The 19,566-nt window shown below is 74.1% G+C and carries 15 protein-coding genes; 6 read left to right on the top strand and 9 right to left on the bottom strand.

What is annotated here, in order from left to right:
* Nucleotides 1-120: 120 nt before the first annotated feature.
* A complete protein-coding gene (locus tag HS99_RS00805) occupies nt 121-693 on the bottom strand; it encodes a TetR/AcrR family transcriptional regulator (protein WP_030550237.1) in 573 nt (190 codons plus the stop codon).
* 83 nt (nt 694-776) lie between these two features.
* Between HS99_RS00805 and HS99_RS00800 the strand changes: the two genes are divergently transcribed.
* Nucleotides 777-1,697 (top strand): NADP-dependent oxidoreductase, encoded by a 921-nt coding sequence (locus HS99_RS00800; protein ID WP_030550235.1) that lies wholly within the window; start codon nt 777-779, stop codon nt 1,695-1,697.
* Nucleotides 1,698-1,726: 29 nt separating this feature from the next.
* Here HS99_RS00800 and HS99_RS00795 read toward each other — a convergent pair whose 3' ends face one another.
* Complete coding sequence (locus tag HS99_RS00795) at nt 1,727-2,776, bottom strand: FAD-dependent monooxygenase (RefSeq protein WP_107048765.1); 1,050 nt, start codon at nt 2,774-2,776, stop codon at nt 1,727-1,729.
* Nucleotides 2,777-2,991: 215 nt separating this feature from the next.
* On the opposite strand from HS99_RS00795, the gene HS99_RS00790 reads away from it, so the two are divergent.
* Nucleotides 2,992-3,303, top strand: coding sequence for a hypothetical protein (locus HS99_RS00790; protein ID WP_030550231.1), 312 nt, complete (start codon nt 2,992-2,994; stop codon nt 3,301-3,303).
* Here the strand turns inward: HS99_RS00790 and HS99_RS00785 are convergent.
* Together HS99_RS00785 and HS99_RS00780 are read right to left on the bottom strand one after the other, a co-directional pair.
* Nucleotides 3,266-4,012, bottom strand: coding sequence for a DUF4232 domain-containing protein (locus HS99_RS00785; RefSeq protein WP_223886170.1), 747 nt, complete (start codon nt 4,010-4,012; stop codon nt 3,266-3,268). The genes HS99_RS00790 and HS99_RS00785 overlap by 38 nt on opposite strands.
* A 283-nt stretch (nt 4,013-4,295) precedes the next feature.
* Nucleotides 4,296-7,034: a SpoIIE family protein phosphatase gene (locus HS99_RS00780; RefSeq protein WP_370863204.1), complete on the bottom strand. Its 2,739-nt coding sequence runs from the start codon at nt 7,032-7,034 to the stop codon at nt 4,296-4,298.
* Between the two features lie 444 nt (nt 7,035-7,478).
* Between HS99_RS00780 and HS99_RS45680 the strand changes: the two genes are divergently transcribed.
* Both HS99_RS45680 and HS99_RS45675 read left to right on the top strand, forming a co-directional pair.
* Nucleotides 7,479-8,312, top strand: a complete 834-nt coding sequence (locus HS99_RS45680; protein ID WP_050367007.1) for a hypothetical protein — start codon at nt 7,479-7,481, stop codon at nt 8,310-8,312.
* Entirely contained in the window at nt 8,309-9,823 is a 1,515-nt protein-coding gene (locus HS99_RS45675) for an NADH-quinone oxidoreductase subunit NuoF family protein (protein ID WP_030550225.1), read from the top strand. The genes HS99_RS45680 and HS99_RS45675 overlap by 4 nt, the downstream gene beginning before the upstream one ends.
* 73 nt (nt 9,824-9,896) lie before the next feature.
* On the opposite strand, the gene HS99_RS00765 is transcribed toward HS99_RS45675, so the two are convergent.
* From HS99_RS00765 to HS99_RS00755, 3 genes are all read right to left on the bottom strand, one after another.
* Nucleotides 9,897-10,154, bottom strand: coding sequence for a DUF6296 family protein (locus HS99_RS00765; RefSeq protein WP_030284965.1), 258 nt, complete (start codon nt 10,152-10,154; stop codon nt 9,897-9,899).
* 100 nt (nt 10,155-10,254) lie between these two features.
* Nucleotides 10,255-11,412 (bottom strand): baeRF2 domain-containing protein, encoded by a 1,158-nt coding sequence (locus HS99_RS00760; protein ID WP_030284967.1) that lies wholly within the window; start codon nt 11,410-11,412, stop codon nt 10,255-10,257.
* A gap of 175 nt (nt 11,413-11,587) precedes the next feature.
* Nucleotides 11,588-12,850: an RsbRD N-terminal domain-containing protein gene (locus HS99_RS00755; protein WP_141763628.1), complete on the bottom strand. Its 1,263-nt coding sequence runs from the start codon at nt 12,848-12,850 to the stop codon at nt 11,588-11,590.
* Between the two features lie 99 nt (nt 12,851-12,949).
* Here HS99_RS00755 and HS99_RS00750 point away from each other — a divergent pair, with 99 nt between their 5' ends.
* Entirely contained in the window at nt 12,950-14,617 is a 1,668-nt protein-coding gene (locus HS99_RS00750) for an FAD-binding dehydrogenase (RefSeq protein ID WP_030284972.1), read from the top strand.
* A gap of 78 nt (nt 14,618-14,695) precedes the next feature.
* Here the strand turns inward: HS99_RS00750 and HS99_RS00745 are convergent, their stop codons facing one another.
* Nucleotides 14,696-15,487: a hypothetical protein gene (locus HS99_RS00745; protein WP_030284974.1), complete on the bottom strand. Its 792-nt coding sequence runs from the start codon at nt 15,485-15,487 to the stop codon at nt 14,696-14,698.
* Between the two features lie 120 nt (nt 15,488-15,607).
* Entirely contained in the window at nt 15,608-18,385 is a 2,778-nt protein-coding gene (locus HS99_RS00740) for an SdrD B-like domain-containing protein (protein WP_050367006.1), read from the bottom strand.
* A 471-nt stretch (nt 18,386-18,856) separates the two neighbouring features.
* Between HS99_RS00740 and HS99_RS00735 the strand changes: the two genes are divergently transcribed.
* Complete coding sequence (locus tag HS99_RS00735) at nt 18,857-19,561, top strand: TetR/AcrR family transcriptional regulator (RefSeq protein ID WP_030550219.1); 705 nt, start codon at nt 18,857-18,859, stop codon at nt 19,559-19,561.
* Nucleotides 19,562-19,566: the final 5 nt, after the last annotated feature.

Below are 19,566 nucleotides of genomic sequence, written 5' to 3'. Positions count from 1 at the left end.
GGACTTCTCGAGCCGCCTTCGCCGGGCATTCGGTCCAGGTGCATCCGAGCAGAGCCGCTGGAGCCGCATCGGGCGACGTTCGCCGGGCGGTGATGCGCCGCCCACGCGGCCCGCGCGACCTCAGCCCACGACTCCGGCCGCGCCGCGCACTTCGGCGAGTGCCTGCCGCGCCAGCGGGCCGAAGCCCTCGCTGTTGTCGGTGTCGATCCACCGGTCGTAGGCGATCTCCCAGACGAGGGTGCCCAGTTCGGCGGCCACGCGCGCGGTCAGGCTCGGGACTCCGCGGCGACCGAGGGCCTCGATCATCGAGGCGGTGAGGTCGAGCCTTTTCAGGGCCTCGCGTTCGCGCAGTTCGCTGTTGGCGTTCAGCACGGCCTGGCGTCGGCCGCTGAACTCGCGGCGGTCGGCAGTGAAGAACGTCCGGCCGAGCTCGTCCAGGGCGTCCGCCACCGCGTCGAGCGGCCCGGCAGCCGGTGGTGCCGAGGTGATCCCTTCGACGAGCACGCCGGTCAGCGTCCCCTTGTCGAAGAGCACCTCGCGCTTGTCCGGGAAGTACCGGAAGAACGTGCTCTTGGTGAGCCCCGCGCGTTCCGCGATCTCGATCACGGTCGTGTTCTCGTAGCCGTGCTCCTCGAAGAGGTCGAGGGCAGCGGCGGCGAGACGTCCTGGTGCGTCGGGTTGCCAGCGAGCCATGGGAGCAGTGTACGGGACCTCGTCCCATCACTGGTGTAGGGTCGATGAGACCAAGTCCCATCACTGGCCAGGAGAGGTCACCGATGAGCAAAGCTGTCCGTTATCAGCGATTCGGCGGTCCCGAAGTACTCGAACTGCAGGAGATACCCGAGCCGCACGCCGCACCGGACCAGGTTCGCGTCCGGGTCACGGCCGCCGGCCTGAATCCGATGGACTGGCAGATCACCACCAAGCCCGACATGGCGGCGCGGTTCGGCATCACCCTGCCGGCCGGGTTCGGCAGCGACTTCGCCGGAGTGGTGGACGAGGTGGGTGCCGGAGCCACCGGATTCGCGGTCGGCGACCGGGTGTATGGGGCTGCGATCGGCCGGTCCGTCGCCGATTTCGTGCTGGTCGAGACGCCTGCGGCAACGCTGTGGCACACCCCGGCGGGCGTCGGCGACGAGGTGGCGAGCGTGCTTCCGGTGTCCGGCCTGACGGCCTCCGCCGCGCTCGCCGCGATCGGGCTCCGCGCCGGGGACACCGTCCTGATCGGTGGCGCCGCGGGTGGCGTGGGCGTCTTCGCCGTGCAGCTGGCCAAGCTTGCGGGTGCCCGGGTGCTCGGCACCGCCTCCGAGGGCACGTTCGGATTCCTGCGCGGGCTCGGCGCCGAACCCGTAACGTACGGCCCCGGCCTGGCGGACCGGGTGCGGGCCCTGGCGCCCGAGGGGATCACCGCCGCGACCGACCTGTTCGGCAGGGAGGCGGCCGAGACCGCGCTCGAGCTCGGCGTGGCACCCGAGCGGATCTCCGTCGTGGCCGACGGCCCCGCCCCGCCGCCCGGCGTACGCAAGGTGGGCGCCCTCGATGCGACCCCTGGCGGCCTGGAACGGATCGCCGCCGCGATCCATTCCGGCGAGATCACCGTCCCGATCGCGGCGACCTTCCCGGTCGAGCGGATTCGCGAAGCCGTGACGACGCAGGCCGGCAGTCACGTTCACGGCAAGATCGTGATCGCACTGTGAAAGGGCACGGGGCGGACTGGAGCTGACAGTCACGCGCCGCAGCTCGCGCGGGCGGCGTCCGGTGCCCGGTCGGGGCGGCGGGTGTCGTAGTCGGCGAGCCGGCGGAGGGTGTCGTCCTCCGAGGCGTCCCAGCTCGTGGCCAGACCGAGGGCGTCCGCCAGGGCGTGCTGGAGGCCCGAGGCCTCCAGCGGGCGGGGCGGCTCGGCGCCCTCGGCCACCAGGGCGACCCGGCCGCGTGCCCGGCGGCGCGCGCCGGCCGTCCGGCCGGGGAGCGTCCAGGCCCGCCAGTGGCTGCCCGTGGTCAGCACGTTGCGGGCGGCGTAGCCGATCTCCGGGAAGGCCGCGAGGACGTTTTCCAGGTCGACCCGGGCGCCGTCGAGCTCGGCCCCGGTGTGGCGGCGGCGGGTGACGGAGAGGCTCAGGTACCGGGAGTCGGGCAACGGGTAGTGCGACAGGTGCCATCCGGGGCCCACCCAGCTGGTGGCCGGACCGTCCTGCCAGTGGTCCGCCATCAGCTCCATCGGGATGACGGTGTGGTAGACGGCGAGCAGCTCCGGTGGCGCGTCGTCGGCCCACCGGGCGTCGCCACGGACGACCGAGCGGGCCGCGCCGGTCAGGACCAGGGCGTCGCCGGTGACGCTGCGCCCGTCGGCGAGTGCGGCCACCACCGATTCGCCGTGCTCCGCGTAGCCGACCACCCGGCTGTCGGGGCAGAGCCGGACGGCGTCCAGCTCCCAGCAGGCTTCGAGCAGCGGCTCGTGGACGTCCAGCCGGTGAGCCGTGGCGTGCGCCGCCCGACCGTCGCCGTGCCGGACGGGCAGGGCGACCGTGCCGACCGGCTCCTCGGTGGTGCCGTCCATGGTGCGGAACTCGTCGATGGTCAGCGACCGTTCGCGGACGGCGTCGCCGACGCCGAGCCGGTCCAGGAGCCGGAAGTCCTCCGGCGCCAGCCGGATGCCCGCGCCGCCCTCGGTGAGCACCGGCCGCTGCTCCAGGACGAGCACGTGATGACCTCTCGCCCCCAGCGCGACCGCCGTGGCCAGACCGCTGACACCACCGCCGGCAACCAGAATTCGCATGCTTCCGATGATGGCGGCCGGGGGACGGAACGGGCGATGCGGTCGTGTTGCCTGTGTCAGAACCTCCCGCCGAGGTGACACAGAACGAAGTTGGATGCTTGAACGGCGCCGTGTCCGTTTCGCGGCATTCGGAATTCAGTAGTCATCGGTGTTCAGCACTCATCGGCGTTCAGCGCTCAGAGGGAACGGCCCGTCTGCTCCATGGACGCCATGCAGTGGATCCACGGGCGCACCCGGGCCCGGGCGGCGGCGATCACCGGGGCCGGTACGACGTCGTCGTCGTGGCCCCCACCGTCGCCACCACCGAACTCCTGGAAGCCGGCGCCGATCTGGCCGCCGACGGCGCCGTGCTGCTCGTCTACGGCGGCACCCGCAAGGGCTACACCTTCCCGCTGGAGAAGCTGACCTCCTGGCGGATCGGGCTGGACGACTTCCCCCGCCAGGTCATGGACCTCGCGGCGGAACTGGTGGACTTCCCCGGCAAGGTGGTCATCGACCTGGCGCCGGCGGCCCCGCGTCGTCCCTGACCCAGGCACCGACCCCGAGGCGCCCGGTGGTCCCCAGGTCGAGCTCCGGCGTCACCGTCACCGGAGCCGCGCCCGGCGTGGCACGCACCCGCACGTACGGGGCGTTCACCGGAGCGCCGCCCTCGGTGGTGTTGCGCCACACCAACGTGGAGCCGGCGGCCTCCCCCGGCTTCAGCGTGAACGCCCTCGGCGGGTCGTCCGCGCCGGTGCCGCTCGCGATCCGCGCGCCCCCGTGCACGACCTGGACACCGTCGACCGGCCTTCGCTCCACGTCGAGCACCTGGAGTTCCGGATAGCCGTTCAGGGCCACCTCGGCCGTCCCGCAGTTCCGCAGGCGGAGCCCGACCACCCGCAGCCCCATCGCCGCGTCCCCCTCGTCCGCACTCACCAGCACCCCGGACGCCGGGCACGGGCCGTTCGGCCGCGACGCCTCGGCACTCGGGACACTCCGCACCCGGAGGACCTTCACCCCCGAGGCCGTCCCGCCCAGCTCGACCCGCCCCTTCTCGACGGCCCCCGGCGCAAGCCCCTCGACGGTCTTCGTCACGTTGTCCACCGCACCCCCGGACGCTCCCGTCCTGCTGAACAGCACCGTCACATCGGCCGCTTCGCCCGTCCCGTTGGTCACCTCGTAGTCCGCGCAGACCGCGCTCACCGCCGTGATCCGCACCCCGTCCTTCGCCCGCGCCGACGGCGAAGCCGACGCCACACCGCACGCCCCGGCACCACTCGTCGGCCGCCGGGCCCCCGCCGTACCGCCCGCCTGCGACCCACACCCCGCCAGCAGAACGACCGCAACCCCTACGGCCACCACCGGGCCGGCCTTCTCGAACTGATGCATCCGACCATGCGATCACGAACCACTCCCGGCGAACCGTGATCCGCATCACTCCCCGTGCAACAGCCCTGCAACGTCCGATCGCGAACGACCGGCCACCGATCACTCCGGCGAGGCCGACTCGACGACGGCCCGTTGGGCGCGGAGGACCTCGTCAGACGAGCTGCTCGGCCCAGATGATCTTGCCGCCGGGGGTGTAGCGGACGCCCCAGCGCTCGGTGAGCTGGGCGACGAGGAACAGGCCCCGGCCGCCCTCGTCCTCCGCCACCGCGTAGCGCAGGTGCGGAGCGGTGCTGCTGCCGTCGGAGACCTCGCAGATCAGCGTCCGGTCGTACAGGAGGCGCACCCTGATCGGTGCGGCCGCGTAGCGGACGGCATTGGTGACCAGCTCGCTGAGCACCAGTTCGGTGACGAAGGCCGCCTCGTCGAGGCCCCATTCGGCGAGCTGTCGGGTGGCCGCGGCGCGGACCCTGGCCACCTCCTCCGGAGCCCGGGCCACCTCCCACTCCGCGGTCCGGTCGGGCTCCAGCACCCGGGTACGGGCGACCAGGAGGGCGATGTCATCACTCTGGCGGGCGGGCAGCAGGGCGTCGAGCACGGCCTCGCAGATCTCCTGGGGCGACCGGCCGGGGCGGCTCAGGACGCTCGTCAGGACGTCCAGTCCGGCACCGATGTCGCGGGTGCGGTCCTCGACCAGGCCGTCGGTGTAGAGGACCAGGTCGCTCCCCGGTGGCAGGCGCACCTCCGCGGCTTCGAAGGGCATCCCGCCCAGGCCGAGCGGCGGACCGCTGGGCAGGTCGAGGAGCTCGGCCGTGCCGTCCGGGTGGACGACGGCGGGCGGGGGGTGGCCCGCCCGGGCCAGCGCACAGGTGGCGGTGCTGGGGTCGTAGATCGCGTAGAGGCAGGTGGCGCCGGTGATCGCGAGCCCGCCTGCGGCCGCGGCCGTCTCCTGGTCCAGGTGGGCGACCAGTTCGTCCAGGTGCCCGAGCAGTTCGTCCGGCGGCAGGTCGAGGGTGGAGAAGTTCTGGACGGCGGTGCGCAGCCGGCCCATGGTGGCGGCAGCGTGCACACCGTGGCCGACCACGTCACCGACGACGAGCGCGACCCGGAGGCCCGGCAAGGGGATGACGTCGAACCAGTCGCCGCCGACCCCGGCCTGGGCGGGCAGGTAGCGGTGGGCGACGTCGAGGGCGCTCTGCTCGGGCAACTCGCGCGGCAACAGGCTGTGCTGGAGGGTGACGGCCATCGTGTGCTCGCGGGTGAAGCGGCGGGCGTTGTCGATGGAGACGGCGGCCCGGGCGGCCAGTTCCTCGGCCAGGGACAGTTCGTCGTCCTCGAACGGACCCCGGTCCCGTCCGCGCCAGAAACAGGCGACGCCCATCAGCACACCCCGCGCCGTCAGCGGAACGGCGATCAGCGACGCCAGGCCGAAGTCCAGCACCGCCTGCGTCCGCTCGACGTCCTGCCCGCGCCACCCGGCGTCGGTCGACACCTCGGAGATCAGCGCCGACCGCCCGCTCACGAATCCCGCCGCCTGCGGGGTGCTCCCCGCCCAGCGGACCAGCGTGTCCTGGGGGTACAGCGGCGAATCGTCCCGGACGCCCGCGAGGGCCACCCGCAGCAGCCTCACCTCGGCACCGGCCGTCAGGGTCGGCGGCTCCTCGCCGCGCAGGACATCCTCGGCGAGGTCGACGGTGGCGTAGTCGCAGAACTCCCCGCAGGCCGTCCGGGCGAGTTCCTCCGCGGTGCGCCGGACGTCCAGGGTGCTGCCGATGGCCAGGCTCGCGTCGTACAGCAACCTGAGCCGGCCGCGGGCGACCTCGGCCTTCCCCGCCAGGGCGCGCAGCTCGGTGGAGTCGCGCAGGGTGGCGACGCTGCCGGAAGGGCCTCCCCCGCTGGCGGTCGGACGGTTGTTGACGGCCAGCAGGCGGTCGCCCACCGGGAGCACCTCGTCGGTGATCGCGCGGGAGGACAGCAACAGCTCGGTCGCGCGGGGCGCGAGGCCGAGGTCGGCGACGGCGCGTCCCTCCGGTTCGGGGGGCAGGTCCAGGAGCCGGCGCGCCTCGTCGTTGGCGAGCAGGACCCGGCCGTCGCCGCCGACGATGACCACGCCCTCGCGCACCGCGTGCAGCACCGCGTCGTGGTGCTCGTACATCCTGGTCATCTCCTCCGGGCCCAGGCCACGGGTCTGCCGCAGCAGACGCCTGCCCACCAGCGCCGTCCCGGCCGTGGCCAGACCCAGCCCGACGGCGCCGGCGCCCAGGACGACCGGCAGCTGGCGGTCGATCGCGCTGCTCACGTTGGCGACCTTCATCCCGGCGGACACGATCCCCACGACTCCGCCCCGGTTGTCCTCCACCGGGACCACCACCTGGTACTCCAGGCCGAGCGGACCGTGCACCTGCTCGACGGTGATCTTGCCCTCCAGCGACGGCCCGATGGTGCCGACGAACTTCTTGCCGATCTGCGCCGGCTCGGGATGGGTGTAGCGGATGCCGTTGCGGTCCGTCACCACGATGAAGTCGACCTGGGCGCCCTTGCGGGCCGCTTCGGTCAGCGGCTGCAGCACCGCGCTGGGGTGGGGGCCCTGCATCGTCGCCACCAGGCCGGGGCCGTGGGCGAACGCCTCGGCGGCGGCGAGCGAACGGTCGCGCGCCGCCGCGTAGCGGTCGCTGCGGGACTGGATCAGGAGCGCGACGACCGCCGCGACCACGAGCAGCAGCACGATCGACACCTGCAGGAGGAACATCTGCCCCGCGACGCTGCGGATGCTCAGCACCGACCGCAGCCCGCGCGCCGGAGGATGCCCCGGAACGGGCTGCGGACGCAGCCGGGCACGACGCCCGCCCGCTCGGCCGGGAGCCCGGGGATCCGGGCCCGTCTCTCTCGCCATACACCTATGGTCTCGCCCCGGCGCGAACGGGCCACGTTCAGCGTGGGACGGATCCGGCCGGGCTTCGCCGACATTCCGCCGCCGTCCGCCGTAGTGGGCCGCCCTCCCGCCGCCCTCCCGCCGCCGTCCCGCCGCCGTTCGCCGTCGTACAAACGTGAGCCCCGTTACGTCACTCGGAGTAGCCACTACGTCCGGCCGTAGCCTGGAGCCCGGTGCCGACCCGCGCGGAGACGCCCCGGCCCGGGCGCTCCTACTGCCCGGCGTCGTAAACGGGGACCTTCGTCCCGCGTCCGACGCCGCTAAGAATGGGGCGGTCCAACCGTGCCACCGGCCTCGCGGCCGGGGTGCGCCCTCCGATGTGGCTTCGAGGTGGTCCAGCCGAGCGGTACCGCTGTCGCCCCACGCCCCGCCGGTCGGCCAGAACCCACGGAAGCAGGTTCCCAGATGCCCGCGTCGGTCCTTCTCGCAGGTGCCGCGGTCCACGGCGCGTCGGCCGTGGGCCGCGACGTCGTCGCCTTCCTGGACTACTTCGCCGGGGTCTTCACCCTGCTCTCGCTGACCGCCGCCGTGGTGTCCGGGCTGGCCGCCACCGACCGCCTCTTCCTGACGCCGCGGCTGCGGGTTGCCGTCCAGTCCGTGCACCGGGCGACCGCCGTCGCGGCGCTCGGGTTCCTGGCCGTCCACATCGCGGTCAAGGTCGCCGAGCGCCACTGCGACCCGCTGAGCACGGTCCTGCCCTTCACCGGCGGCACCGCCCTCGCGGTGAGCCTGGGCACCGTCTCGGCCGACCTGCTCGTCCTGGTCGCGGCCACGGGCGCGTTCCGCGGACGTTTCGCGGGCAGCCGGCACGCCTGGCTCTGGCGGGTGCTGCACGCCGGCGCGTACGCCTGCTGGCCGATCGCGCTGGTCCACGGCCTGGCCGCCGGGCGCGCGGCGCACGCCTGGGTCCTGTGGGGCTACGGCCTCTGCGCGGCCGTGGTCGCGCTCGCCCTGCTGGTGCGGACCCTCTCCTGGGTGGGCCACCGCCGTACCGTCACCCGGCACCGGCGCCGCTCGAAGGCGCAGCCGGCCGGCGCACCGCTCCCGGCGACGGCACACGGGGCGACGGTGCTCCCGACGACGGCACACGCGGTGACGACGCCCGTGCTCCCGACGACGGCGCAGGCAGCGACGGCGCACGCGACAGCCCGCACCGGCGCGGTGCGGCGGCGACCACTGCACCCCGTACCGGTCCCGCCCTCCCGCCCGGGCCTGATCCAGCCCGGCGGTGGCCTGTGAGCGCCCGGCCCGGGTCGCCGCAGGTGCGCCACCTGGGGCCGGCCCGGCTGACCGCCGGACTGGACCGCTTCCAGCGCCTCGACCTCGCCGCCCACCTGCGTGTCCACCCTCCGCTGCCCCGGCTCACCCGTGACGACCTGCTGGAGCTGGCCGAGCGCATCGACCTGCGCGGCCGTGGGGGCGCCGGATTCCCCTTCGCCCGCAAGGCCAGGGCCGCGGTGGCCGCCGCCACCCGCACCGGGGCGGCCCCGGTCATCGTGGTCAACGGGTCGGAGGGCGAGCCCCCGAGCGCCAAGGACAGGATGCTGCTCGCCCGCGCGCCGCACCTCGTGCTCGACGGCGCCCTCCTCGCGGCGGCCGCCTTCGGGGCCGAGGAGATCGTCGTCGGCGTCGCCGCCGGCAGCCCCGGCGAGGCCTCGGTCCCGGCCGCCCTCGACGAGCGCGAGCTGCCGTGCCCGGCCCGGACCGTGTGCGTTCCCGAGCGCTTCGTCTCCGGTGAGTCCAGCGCCCTGATCCGCGGGGCCAACGGGCTCCCGGTGCAGCCGGCCGCGGTGAAGGCCCGCGCGGCCGAGGGCGGAGCGGGCGGCGTCCGGCGGCGTCCGACCCTGCTGTCCAACGCCGAGACCTGGGCGCAGCTCGCCGTGGCCGCCAGGCTCGGCCCCGGACCGTACGCCGCCGTCGGCACCGACGCGGAACCGGGCACGGTCCTGCTGACGGTCAACCGTCCCGGGGCGGATCCGCTGGTGGTCGAGACACCCTTCGGCACGCCGCTGGGAGACGTCCTGGACGCGTGCCGGCTGCGGCCGGGCGACGGCGTGCTGGTGGGCGGCTACCACGGTGCCTGGCTGGACCCGGCGAGCGCCGTCGGCGCGCCGCTCTCGCGTACCGGGCTCGCCGAGCTCGGCGGCACCCTCGGCGCCGGTGCGATCGTCGCGCTGCCCGCCGGCACCTGCCCGCTGGGCGAGGTCGCCCGGGTCGCGACCTGGCTGGCCGGCGAGTCGGCCGGGCAGTGCGGGCCGTGCCGGCGCGGCCTGCCCGACGCGGCCGAGGCGCTCGGTGCGCTGGCGGCGGGCACGGGCGGGCAGACCGCCCTGGAGGACGCCCGACGGGCGCTCGGCGGCGCGCAGGGCGGTGGTGCATGTTCACACCCGGACGGCACGGCCCGCTTCGTGCTGAGCGCCCTCGACGTGTTCGCCCGGGACGTCGAGGCCCACCTCTTCGGCCCGGGGTGCGGCCGGCCGGTCCTCGACGTCCTGCCGCTGCCTCCTGCCCAGGGCGCCCACCTGGAGGTGGACTGGTCCCGGTGCACCGGGCACGGACTGTGCGCTGTCCTGGCTCCCGGCCTCGTCCGGCTCGGCCCGCACGGCTATCCCGCGTCGACCACGATCCCGGTGGCCCCCTGGCAGGAGCACGGCGCCCGCCGGGCCGTGAACCAGTGCCCGGCACTGGCTCTGCGCATGCGCCACCCCGAGCGGTCCACGGATCGCCGACGGCGGCGGAGCAACGGCTGAGCAGGAAGCCGTGGAAGGCATTCGGCAACCGGCCCCGGCGTGGCCGGTCACCGATCGGGCGGCGAACCCGCCCTCACCGGAGCGGTGCCGCGCGGTCGGGCAGGGGCACGGCGTACAGGCACGGGTGCCGCCGTGAGCCGATGGGCGCGGTCAGGACGGTGGCCACCTCGCCGGTGATCTCCACCCTGAAGTCCCCGTCCGTGTTCTCCCAGACGGGCCCGCCGCCGGGCCCCAGGATCTCGGTGGCGTGCACCACGATGACGGCCGGCGGCGCGTGCCCGCCGATCGGTCCGGGCAGGGTCACCGCGTAGCGGCGTTCAAGGCTCCTCATGGCCGGCCTCCTCGTCGAACTCCCGCCCCGCCCCGTAAATTCTCCTCCGCCCTCGGGAACATGTATACGAATGGTTTCACCCTGGGACCGGCCGGTCGGCTCAGGCGTTCCAGCGCAGTACGGCGCCGAGCCCGCCGGGCGGTCCGGGTACGGCCTCCGGCACCAGCAGGGCCTCGGCCCCGACCGCGGCGGCGCTGCGCAGAAGGGCGTCGGCGGCCGGGGCCTGCTGCGGTCGGGCCACGCCCATGGACCGCAGGTCGGCACGCTGGACGCCGATGTGCTCCGGCTCCGGGCCGGTCCACACCGGCCGCTCCGCATCGTGCCCGCCCGGCTGGATGAGCAGCGCGGCGAGCTGGTGCTGCCGGGCGGCGGTCACCACGGCGGGCACACCCTGGGCGGCCGCGCCGGGTGCGGTCTCCGTCCCGGCGGCGTCGGTGGCGTGTTCGCCGGGGCGGCCGACTCCGGTGCGGAAGGCGTCCAGCACGGTGGTCAGGTGCCGGCTCCGGTGCTCCTCCCAGGCCTCGGCGACCCGGCGCTCGAAGCTGTCCCGGGCGATGCCGTCGGCCCGGCCGCCACCGTCGACCTCGACGGTGTCCGACTGCAGCTGCGGGGGCAGCTTCGCGCGGACGGCCCGGCGCTCGCGGACGTCGCCGGTGAGCACCAGCAGGCCGGCGCCGCTGCCGGGCCACATCCTGGTCAGCTGGTCGGCGACGATCGTGGCGGTGCGCTCCCAGGCGTCCTCGACGCGGTGCCGGTAGTGCCACTCGTAGCGGTCCGCGGGCGGGGCGCGGTGGCCGCGGCCCTGCCACTGCCGGCCCTCGACGGTGCCGATCGGCGCGGAGCGGCCGAGTTCGTGCTGTTCCAGCGCGGCCCCGGTGCGGTCCACGGCCACCACCAGGCAGCGCGGCGCGGCGTCGTCCAGCAGGCCGAGCAGCGGGGCGGTGTGCGGCAGCGGCGCCCAGGTCGCGGCGACGTCGGGCGGCGAGTCCGTCAGCGGTACGTCCAGCGCGACCTCGCCGTCGGCGGCGAACAGCGCCCGCCCCGGTGGGGAGGCGGCCGTCGGTTCCCCGGCCAGGTGGTCGCGGACGGCGGCGCAGGTGGCGTCGTCGGCGCCGAGCCCGGCGAGCCGGTGGACGGCGGCCCGGTCGATCAGGGCCCGGCGCGGGGCGGCGTCCTCGGTGGCGCGTGAGGTGTCCAGGTACAGCGAGGCCCAGGGTCCGGGCCGGTCGAGCAACGGAGTGAGGAAGGCGAGGTCCATGGTGGCCTCCCGGTGTCGGTGGCTACGCGAACGCCTACCCGGCTCCGCCCGTCGGACACCCTGCCCGGCTCCGCCCGTCGGAGGCCTCCCGAACTCCGGACACCGGTGCCCCCGACCTGCCCCGCGACCAGAGCGGCAAACTGATCAAGCGGGACCTCCGGGCCCGCCTCTCCGCCTAGGAGTTGCTCGCCAGCAGGGCGGTCTGGAAGGCGAACCGGTTCCACGGGGTGCGCGGGTCGCGGCCGGTGGCGGCAGCGAGGCGGCGCAGCCGGTAGCGGACGGTCTGGGGGTGGACGTGGAGGCGGGCGGCCGCGGCGGGGGCACCGTCGGAGTAGATGGCGGCGTCGAGCGTCCTCCGGGTGTCGGCGTCGCGGGCGAGGGGGCCGAGTACGGCTTCGGCGACCCGTCCGGGGTCCGCGTCCGGGTGCCCGGTGACCAGGGCGACCACCTCCAGGTCGCCGCGGTCGAGCACCCGGCGCTCGGTCCACACCAGCGGCGAGGCGTGCCGCAGGCCGTGGACGGCGATCCGGTGGTCGCGGGGCGCGGTGGCGGCGGTGACGCCGGTGAGCAGGGCGCCGGTGAGGTCGTGTCCGGTCACCAGGCGGTCCAGCAGGGTCACGTCGACCGCCTTGACCAGGGCGACTCCGACGCCGTCCATGACGGTGTGCAGGGAGGTGAGTTCGAGCTCCGCCGCCTCGCCCGCGGCCCTGGCGTCCAGGGCCGCGGTGACCAGCGCCGCCGCCCGCTCGGCCTGGTCGGGCCCGGTGGCCGCCGGGGACGCGGGAGCCACCGGGGACGCCGGGGACGCCGGGGAGACCACCATCAGGTCGAAGGAGGACGGCAGTTCCGCGTCGAGTTCGCGCAGCCGGGCCCGGAGGGTGCCGGCGTGGCTCTGCCGGCCGAGCAGCAGGTCGGTGAGGAGTCCGCGCAGGGAGCGCTCGCGGTCCTCGCTGAGGACGCGCCCGGTGGATTCGTAGCCGTCGAAGATCGCCTCGGAGGACTGGTCGAGCACGGTCAGCCACACCCGGGCGAGCGCGCTGAGGTCGCGCACCGAGACGGCGTCGGCGAAACGTTCACCGATCCGGTCGAAGAAGGCCAGCGCGGCGACCCGGTAGGCGCGCAGCACGGCGGCCAGCGGACGGGCGTCGCGCGCCCTGACCGCGCCGACACCGCGGAACATCCGGATGTCCTCGGGGCCCAACGCGCCGTCCACCGACCAGAGTTCGAGGACCCTGCGGAGCGTCCAGACGATGATGGAGCGGACCTCCTCCAGCTGGCGGGCGTCGAGATTGGCGTAGGCGGGGATCTCCCGGGCGATGGCGGCCATGAAGGCGTCGACCATCCCGGTCTCGTCCGCCAGGATCCGCGCCACGGCGCCGCGCCGGTCGGCGGCCGGAGGGGACGCGCCTTGCGCCGGTGGCACAGTCTTGTTTGTCACCACCTGACAAGCCTAGTGCCGACCGGCCCGGCCCGGCCGGACCATGGGAGCGCGCAGCCGTCGCGACGGGGCGACGGTGATTCCCCGAGGGAGAGCTGAATGCCGTTCCAGCCTGAGGTGATCGTGGTCGGGGCCGGCCTGGCCGGACTGGTGGCGACGCACGAGCTGGCGAAGGCCGGCCTGCGGGTGCTGGTCGTCGAGCAGGAGAACCGGCGGAACCTGGGCGGCCAGGCGTTCTGGTCGCTCGGCGGCCTCTTCTTCGTGGACAGCCCGGAGCAGCGTCGGGCCGGGATCAAGGACTCGCTGGAGCTGGCCCGGCAGGACTGGTTCGGCTCGGCGGGCTTCGACCGGCCCGATGACGAGGACCTCTGGGGGCGGCGCTGGGCCGAGGCGTACCTGGCGTGGGCGGCCGGCGGCAAGCGCCGCTACCTGCGCGAGCTGGGGCACCGGGTGGTGCCGCTGGTGGGGTGGGCGGAGCGGGGCGCCGGTTCGGCCACCGGGCACGGCAACTCGGTGCCGCGCTTCCACATCACCTGGGGCACCGGGCCCGGCGTGGTGGACGCGTTCCTGCGCCCGGTGCTGCGGGCGGAGCGCGCCGGGCTGGTGCGCTTCGCGTTCCGGCAGCGGGTGGACGAGCTGTTGACCGGGAACGGCGCCGTGGTCGGCGTCCGGGGCGCGGTGCTGGCGCCGGACGACTCCGACCGCGGCGTCAAGTCCTCGCGCGAGGTGGCCGGTTCGTTCGAGGAGCGGGCGGCGGCGGTCGTGGTGACCTCCGGCGGCATCGGACACAACCACGCGCTGATGCGGGCGAACTGGCCGGTGGAACGGATCGGTCCGGCCCCCGAGCACCTGATCTCCGGCGTCCCCGCCCACGTCGACGGCCGGATGCTGGCGATCACCGAGCGGGCCGGCGGCCGGGTGGTCAACCGCGACCGGATGTGGGCGTACACGGAGGGCGTCCACAACTGGGATCCGGTCTGGCCGGACCACGCCATCCGGATCCTGCCCGGCCCGTCCTCCATGTGGTTCGACGCCGACGGGCGCCGACTGACCGGGATGTCCGGCGTGCCGGGCGCCGACTCGATCGGCGCGATGAAGCAGATCCTGGCCACCGGACACGACTACTCGTGGTTCGTGCTGACCCAGTCGATCATCGAGAAGGAGTTCGCCCTCTCCGGTTCGGAGCAGAACCCCGATCTGACCGGCCGGGACCTGAAGTTCGCGGTGAGGAGCAGGCTGGCCAAGGGCGCCCCCGGCCCGGTCGAGCGGTTCAAGCGGCACGGCGAGGACTTCGTCGTCGCCCGGACCCTGCCCGAGCTGGTCGCCGCCATGAACGGGATCGCCCGCGGCCCGAAGCTCGACGCCGCCGACATCGAGCGGCAGATCGTCGCCCGCGACCGCGAACTGGCCAACCCGTTCAGCAAGGACGCCCAGGTGATGGCGATCCACAACGCCCGCCGCTCGCTGACCGACCGGATCGCCCGGGTCGCCAGGCCGCACCGGATCCTCGACCCGGCGCACGGACCGCTGATCGGCGTACGGCTCAACATCCTCTCCCGGAAGACCCTCGGCGGCCTGCAGACCGACCTGGACTCCCGGGTGATCGGCGGTGACGGCGCCCCGGTGCCCGGCCTCTACGCGGCCGGGGAGGTGGCCGGCTTCGGCGGCGGGGGCGTGCACGGGTACAACGCGCTGGAGGGCACCTTCCTGGGCGGCTGCATCTTCTCGGGGCGGGCGGCCGGTCTGGCGATCGCCCGCGGCCGCTGAGCCGACCTCACCCCGCGTCGGCCGCTGCGCCCGGATGACCGGCCGTCAGCCGGTGAGCGCCGTCGCCGGTGAGCGCCGTCAGCCGGTGAGCCAGGGTGCTTCGGGGAGCTTGGCGTCGGCGTTGCGGCCGGAGAAGTCCACGATGGTCGGCGTGCCCAGGCCCGCGATCCGCATGGTGACCCGGCGCAGGTTGGCGTCGCCGTCCACCCAGTACGTCAGCGGCGAGGTCTTTCCGTCCGGTGCGGCGCCCTGGGCGCGCGGGCCGGCGAAGCGGTCGTAGCCGCGGCCGTCGATCCGGTCCCGGCCGAGCCAGCGGGCGCCGGACTGGGCGAGCAGCAGCGGGTTGTCGGGGCGGTCCGCGCCGACCTGGGTGAGCAGTTGGAGGCCCGCGTCCAGCGGGTCGGCGGTGTACGAGCGCGGCGACCAGCCGGAGCGGGGGATGTGTTCGGCCTGCTGCCAGGGCGGCCCCTGGTCGCCCGCGGGTTCGGGGGCCAGACCCAGGCCGTCGGTGTCCCAGACCACCAGGCCGTGGTCGAGCGGGCCGCTCGCGCCGGTGCTCCGGTAGCGGCCCACACCGCGGTGGGTGCGGTAGTCCACGACGCCCTCGACCCGGATCCGCACTCCCCCGCCCTCGTCGGCGGTGAGCACCACCCCCACCGGGCTGGCCTGGTAGAGGTTGAGCCGGGACAGCGCCAGCCGGCCCGCCTCCTCGGTGGTGACCGGCCGTTCGGAGGCGTCGTCGGAGACGCTCCGGTACGCGGCGACGCCGCCCGCCACGGCGGCGCACACCGCGGTCGCGATCAGCGCCGTGAGCCAGCGGGTCCGCCGGCGCCTGGGCGGCCGGGGGCTGGTCCTCGTCTTCCGGGCCATCCGGTTGTCCACTCCGATCTCTTCTTCACGTCGTACACAGGAGTCGGGCGGGTTCGCGGACCACGAAGGACCGCGAACCCGCCCGATCCGGGTGTCACCCCGCCGGAGCGGGGGGACCGACTACCGGTGCTGGGCCCGGCGTCGGCGCACCAGCACGAACAGTGCCACGCCGAGGGCGATCAGCGCCGCGGCGCCGGTCGCGATCAGCGGCAGCCCGCTGCTCGCACCGGTGTGCGGCAGTTCGCCGCCGGGAGCGGGCGCCGGTGGGGCCGGCGTGCTCGGCGGTGACGTCGGCGGAGTCGTCGGCGTCGGGGTGGGCGTCGACGACGCGGTCGGCGTCGGGGTGGGGATCAGCTTGTTGACGGCCGTGACGCTGACCCCGTCCTCCAGGTTGTCGGCGGTGAGCACCAGCGGTCCGAAGACCGTGGTGTCCGGCGCCGAGTAGCCGTCGGGCGGGCTCAACTCCTGCCAGTAGTACGTGCCGGGCACGCCGTTGCCCCGGCAGATGCCGTCGTCGCCGGTCGTGCAGGGGTCACCGACGGGCGTGTCCGGCTTCGTCCCCGTGGTCTGCAGACCGTCGGTGCCGTTGGTCTCGTGCCACAGCTGGAACTTGGCACCGGCCAGCGGCTTGCCGTCCTGGTCGTGCTTGACCAGCTTCAGCGCGCCCTCCTGCTGGCGGTAGCCGAAGTCGAAGGTGTGGTCGTTCTCGCCCGGTCCGCCGGTGGTCAGCGCCCGTTCGGGGAACTTGGTGCCGGCCGGGACGATGCCCTTGGAGTCGATGAAGCGGTTGTCGCCGACGTCGTGGTCCGTGGGCACCCAGTGGTACAGCGGGCCGCCCTTGGCGTAGTCGGCGGGGTTGTCGATGCGGATGGTGTACTTGGTGTGCGGCTTGAGGCCGCCGGTGACGTTGCTGTCGTCGAAGTAGTACTCGCCGCGCGCCGTCGTCTTCGTGGTGCCGACCACCTTGCCCGACTCGTCGTACAGGTTGACGGTGGCGCCCTTCACCGGGAGCTGGCCCGGGTTCTGGATGCCCTTGCGCTCGGGGTCGTACCAGACCCGGTTGCCGATCTGCAGCGGTGCCTGGTCGCAGAGCACTTCCAGGTCACCCATCGCGGCGCCCTTGCCGAACGGCGAGCCGGTGTTGGCCGGGGTGAGCCGCAGGCCGAACTTCGGGTCGTGCGCGCCGTCCTTGCGCTCCATGAACGACGTGCCGTAGCCGACCGCGGTGTGGTCCGGGTCGAAGGCGGAGGCCGCGACGGTGCTCTCGACCTTGGAGAGCGCGATGCCCGCGAACACCGTGTTGTGGTGGCCGACCTCGTCCCAGCCGGTGGAGAAGAACCGGGCGCCGCGGACGGTCTTGCCGCAGCCGAGGTTGACGTCCATCACGTACATGCCGTTCGACGGGCAGGCCTTGTTCAGGTCGCCGCCGGACATCACCGTGGCCGAGTTGGGCGCCGGGGCGCCCGGTCCGCGGTCCGCGAAGCGGTCCTTGAAGGCCAGCAGCATCGAGCCGTCGGTCTCGAACAGGATCTCGCCGAGCTCCGGTTCGGGGAACGCGATGGTGGAGTTGCCGCACGGCCGGCCGTTCTGCGAGCCCGGGAAGGTGCTGGTCCAGGGGAACCAGCCCGCCCCGTCGCACGGGCCGCCGCCGACGGTGGACTGCCGCGGGTAGTCCAGCGGCTGGTCCAGCACCGGCTTGCCGAACGCCCCGGTACCGAGGTCGAACGGCATGACCACGGCGCGCACGTCCGTGAGCTTGCCGGTGGACTCGCCGGAGCAGACCCCGCCGAGGAAGCCGGAGCCGTCCTGCATGCCGAGCCCGTACGGCCGCCAGTCCGCGGTCGACGGGCAGCCCGGGTCCGGGATCGGGTAGGACGCCTTGGCCGCCGAGGCCGTCGGCTGGGTGGCGTCGTAGCGGTAGAGCTTGCGGTCGTTCAGGTTGACGACGAACAGGTCCTTGCCGTCGTCGGTGACCTTGATGCCGCCGAGGCTCTGCTTCCCGGGCACGTCGAGGAAGGCGTCGTCCGTCCCCGGCCCGTGCGCGGTGCTGCCCGCGTCCGGGACGGTGGTGAAGACGGTCGTCTTCCTCTTCGCCGGGTCGCTCAGGTCGGTGACGTAGATCCCGCCGGAGCCGCCGGGGCCGTAGTCGGTGGTGCGCTTGGCCGTCGCCGCGGAGAACAGCCGCTTGTCCGCCTTGTTCCAGGCGAGGCCGAAGATCGTGCCGGTCTCGGCGTCGGTGGCGATGTTCGTCGCCGCGTTGCCGGGGCCCTCCTGGCCGCGCTTGTCGTACGGGAAGGTGACCAGCGTGCGCTGGTTCCCGCCCTGGTAGGTGGGCGTCTGACAGGCGGTCGCCAGCGGCGCGTTCTTCTGGCAGTAGTCCGCCGGGTTCCACAGCCCGGTGGTGTAGGAGACGTTCTTGCCTCCGCCGAGGTCGACGAACTCCTCGTTGGAGCTGAGCTGGTTGGGCGCGCCGTCCAGGCCCTGGCGGGAGGCGAAGGCCGGGAAGAGCACGCCCGGCTTCGGGTTCACCACCTGGACCCGGTACTTGCCGCCGCTCGTCTTCCCGGTCGCGGGCGACAGCGTCACCGTGCCGTCCGCCGCCGTGGTCCCGTCGATCGAGACACCGGCGTCGTCGGTGAGCGTCACCTTGACGCCCGCCATGCCCGGTTCCAGCGCCGGCGTGTACGTGCCGGTGTTGTCCACGGCCCGGATCACCTTGACGGTGACCGTCCCGTCGCCGGTCTGCGAGACCGCCGTCGGGACAGCCGCCAGCGAACTGCCGCCGACGGCGATGGCGAGCGCGGCGACGCGGGCGACGGCCCGGCGGCCGGGCCGGCCCGGCCGTGACCGGGACGGCCCGCGCGCGGCGCCGTTCATCAGTTCATTCGTTGTCTTCATCCCTGCTCTCATCGTCTGAATGGCCTCATGGCCCGACTATCCGAAGAGTCCTCAGCGTGGCCTGAAACCGCCATGATTAACGTGAGCTTAAAGGGAATTCATCCAACCGAGTGGCAAAACATGGAACTTTGATGATCCGTCAGACGTCTCCATGACGCCGCCCCTCCACGACGGCTCACGGCGCGACCGGCCCCACCAGCGCGGATCCGGCCCTTGGCGCCTTTCCCGAGACGGAACAAGCACCTTGTCGACAAGGACACCCGACCGCGGAGAGTGACGCGACCTCGAACACCACTACGAAGGTCCCAGATTTTCGACACGGCTCGCACAGAACCGTCCACGATTCATTCCAACCTCCGGCCCCGGCGGCACCCTTCGTCCGGGGGCGGAGGACGCCCCGGCCCGCCGCTCCCGAGAATCCGCCGGCCGACCCCTGTCATCCGTCAACGCCGTTGACATAGCCTGCCGGCCATGAGCGAACGCGTAGTCCCCGAGCCCCGGCGCCGCCGCCGTAGACCCACCAAGCAGGGCGTGGTGCTCTCCCAGGAGCTGATCATCGACACCGCGCTGCGGCTGATCGAACAGCACGGCGCCGAGGCCCTCACCGTCCGCCGGCTCGGCGCCGCGCTCGGGGCCGACCCCAGCGCCGTCTACCGCTACTTCCACAGCACGGACGACCTGCTGCTGGCCATCGCCGACGAGCTCATCGGCCTCGCCCAGGCCGACTGGCGGGCCACCGGCGACTGGCGCGCCGACCTGCGCGCCATCGGCCTGAGGATCCACTCCGCCTACCTGGCCCACCCCCAGGCCGCCGTGCTCGCGGCCCACCGCACCACCGGCCGCACCCACGAGACCGCCGCCGTCGAGGCGATCCTCTCGGTGCTGCGCACGGCCGGCTTCCCGGACCAGGAGGCGGTGCGGATCTACCACGCCTTCGTCGACCAGAGCCTCGGCTTCGCGGCCCTCGACGCCGCGGCCCTCGCCCTCCCGGCCGCCGCCGCCACCGCCGACCTGCGGGTCTGGCAGTCCTCCTACGCCCGGCTCGACGCCACCACCCACCCCCACATCGCCGCCACCGCGCACCTGCTCACCGCCGACATGCGGAGCAGCGGGTACCCGTACGCGCTCGACCTGCTGATCGACGCCGCCGGGGCCCGGCTCGCGGCACTGCGCTGAGCCGG

Source organism: Kitasatospora aureofaciens, from assembly GCF_001188955.3.
In the GTDB taxonomy this organism is placed as follows: domain Bacteria; phylum Actinomycetota; class Actinomycetes; order Streptomycetales; family Streptomycetaceae; genus Kitasatospora; species Kitasatospora aureofaciens.
The sequence above is the reverse complement of the archived record's forward strand: the minus strand, read 5'-3'. Positions and strand labels throughout refer to the sequence as shown.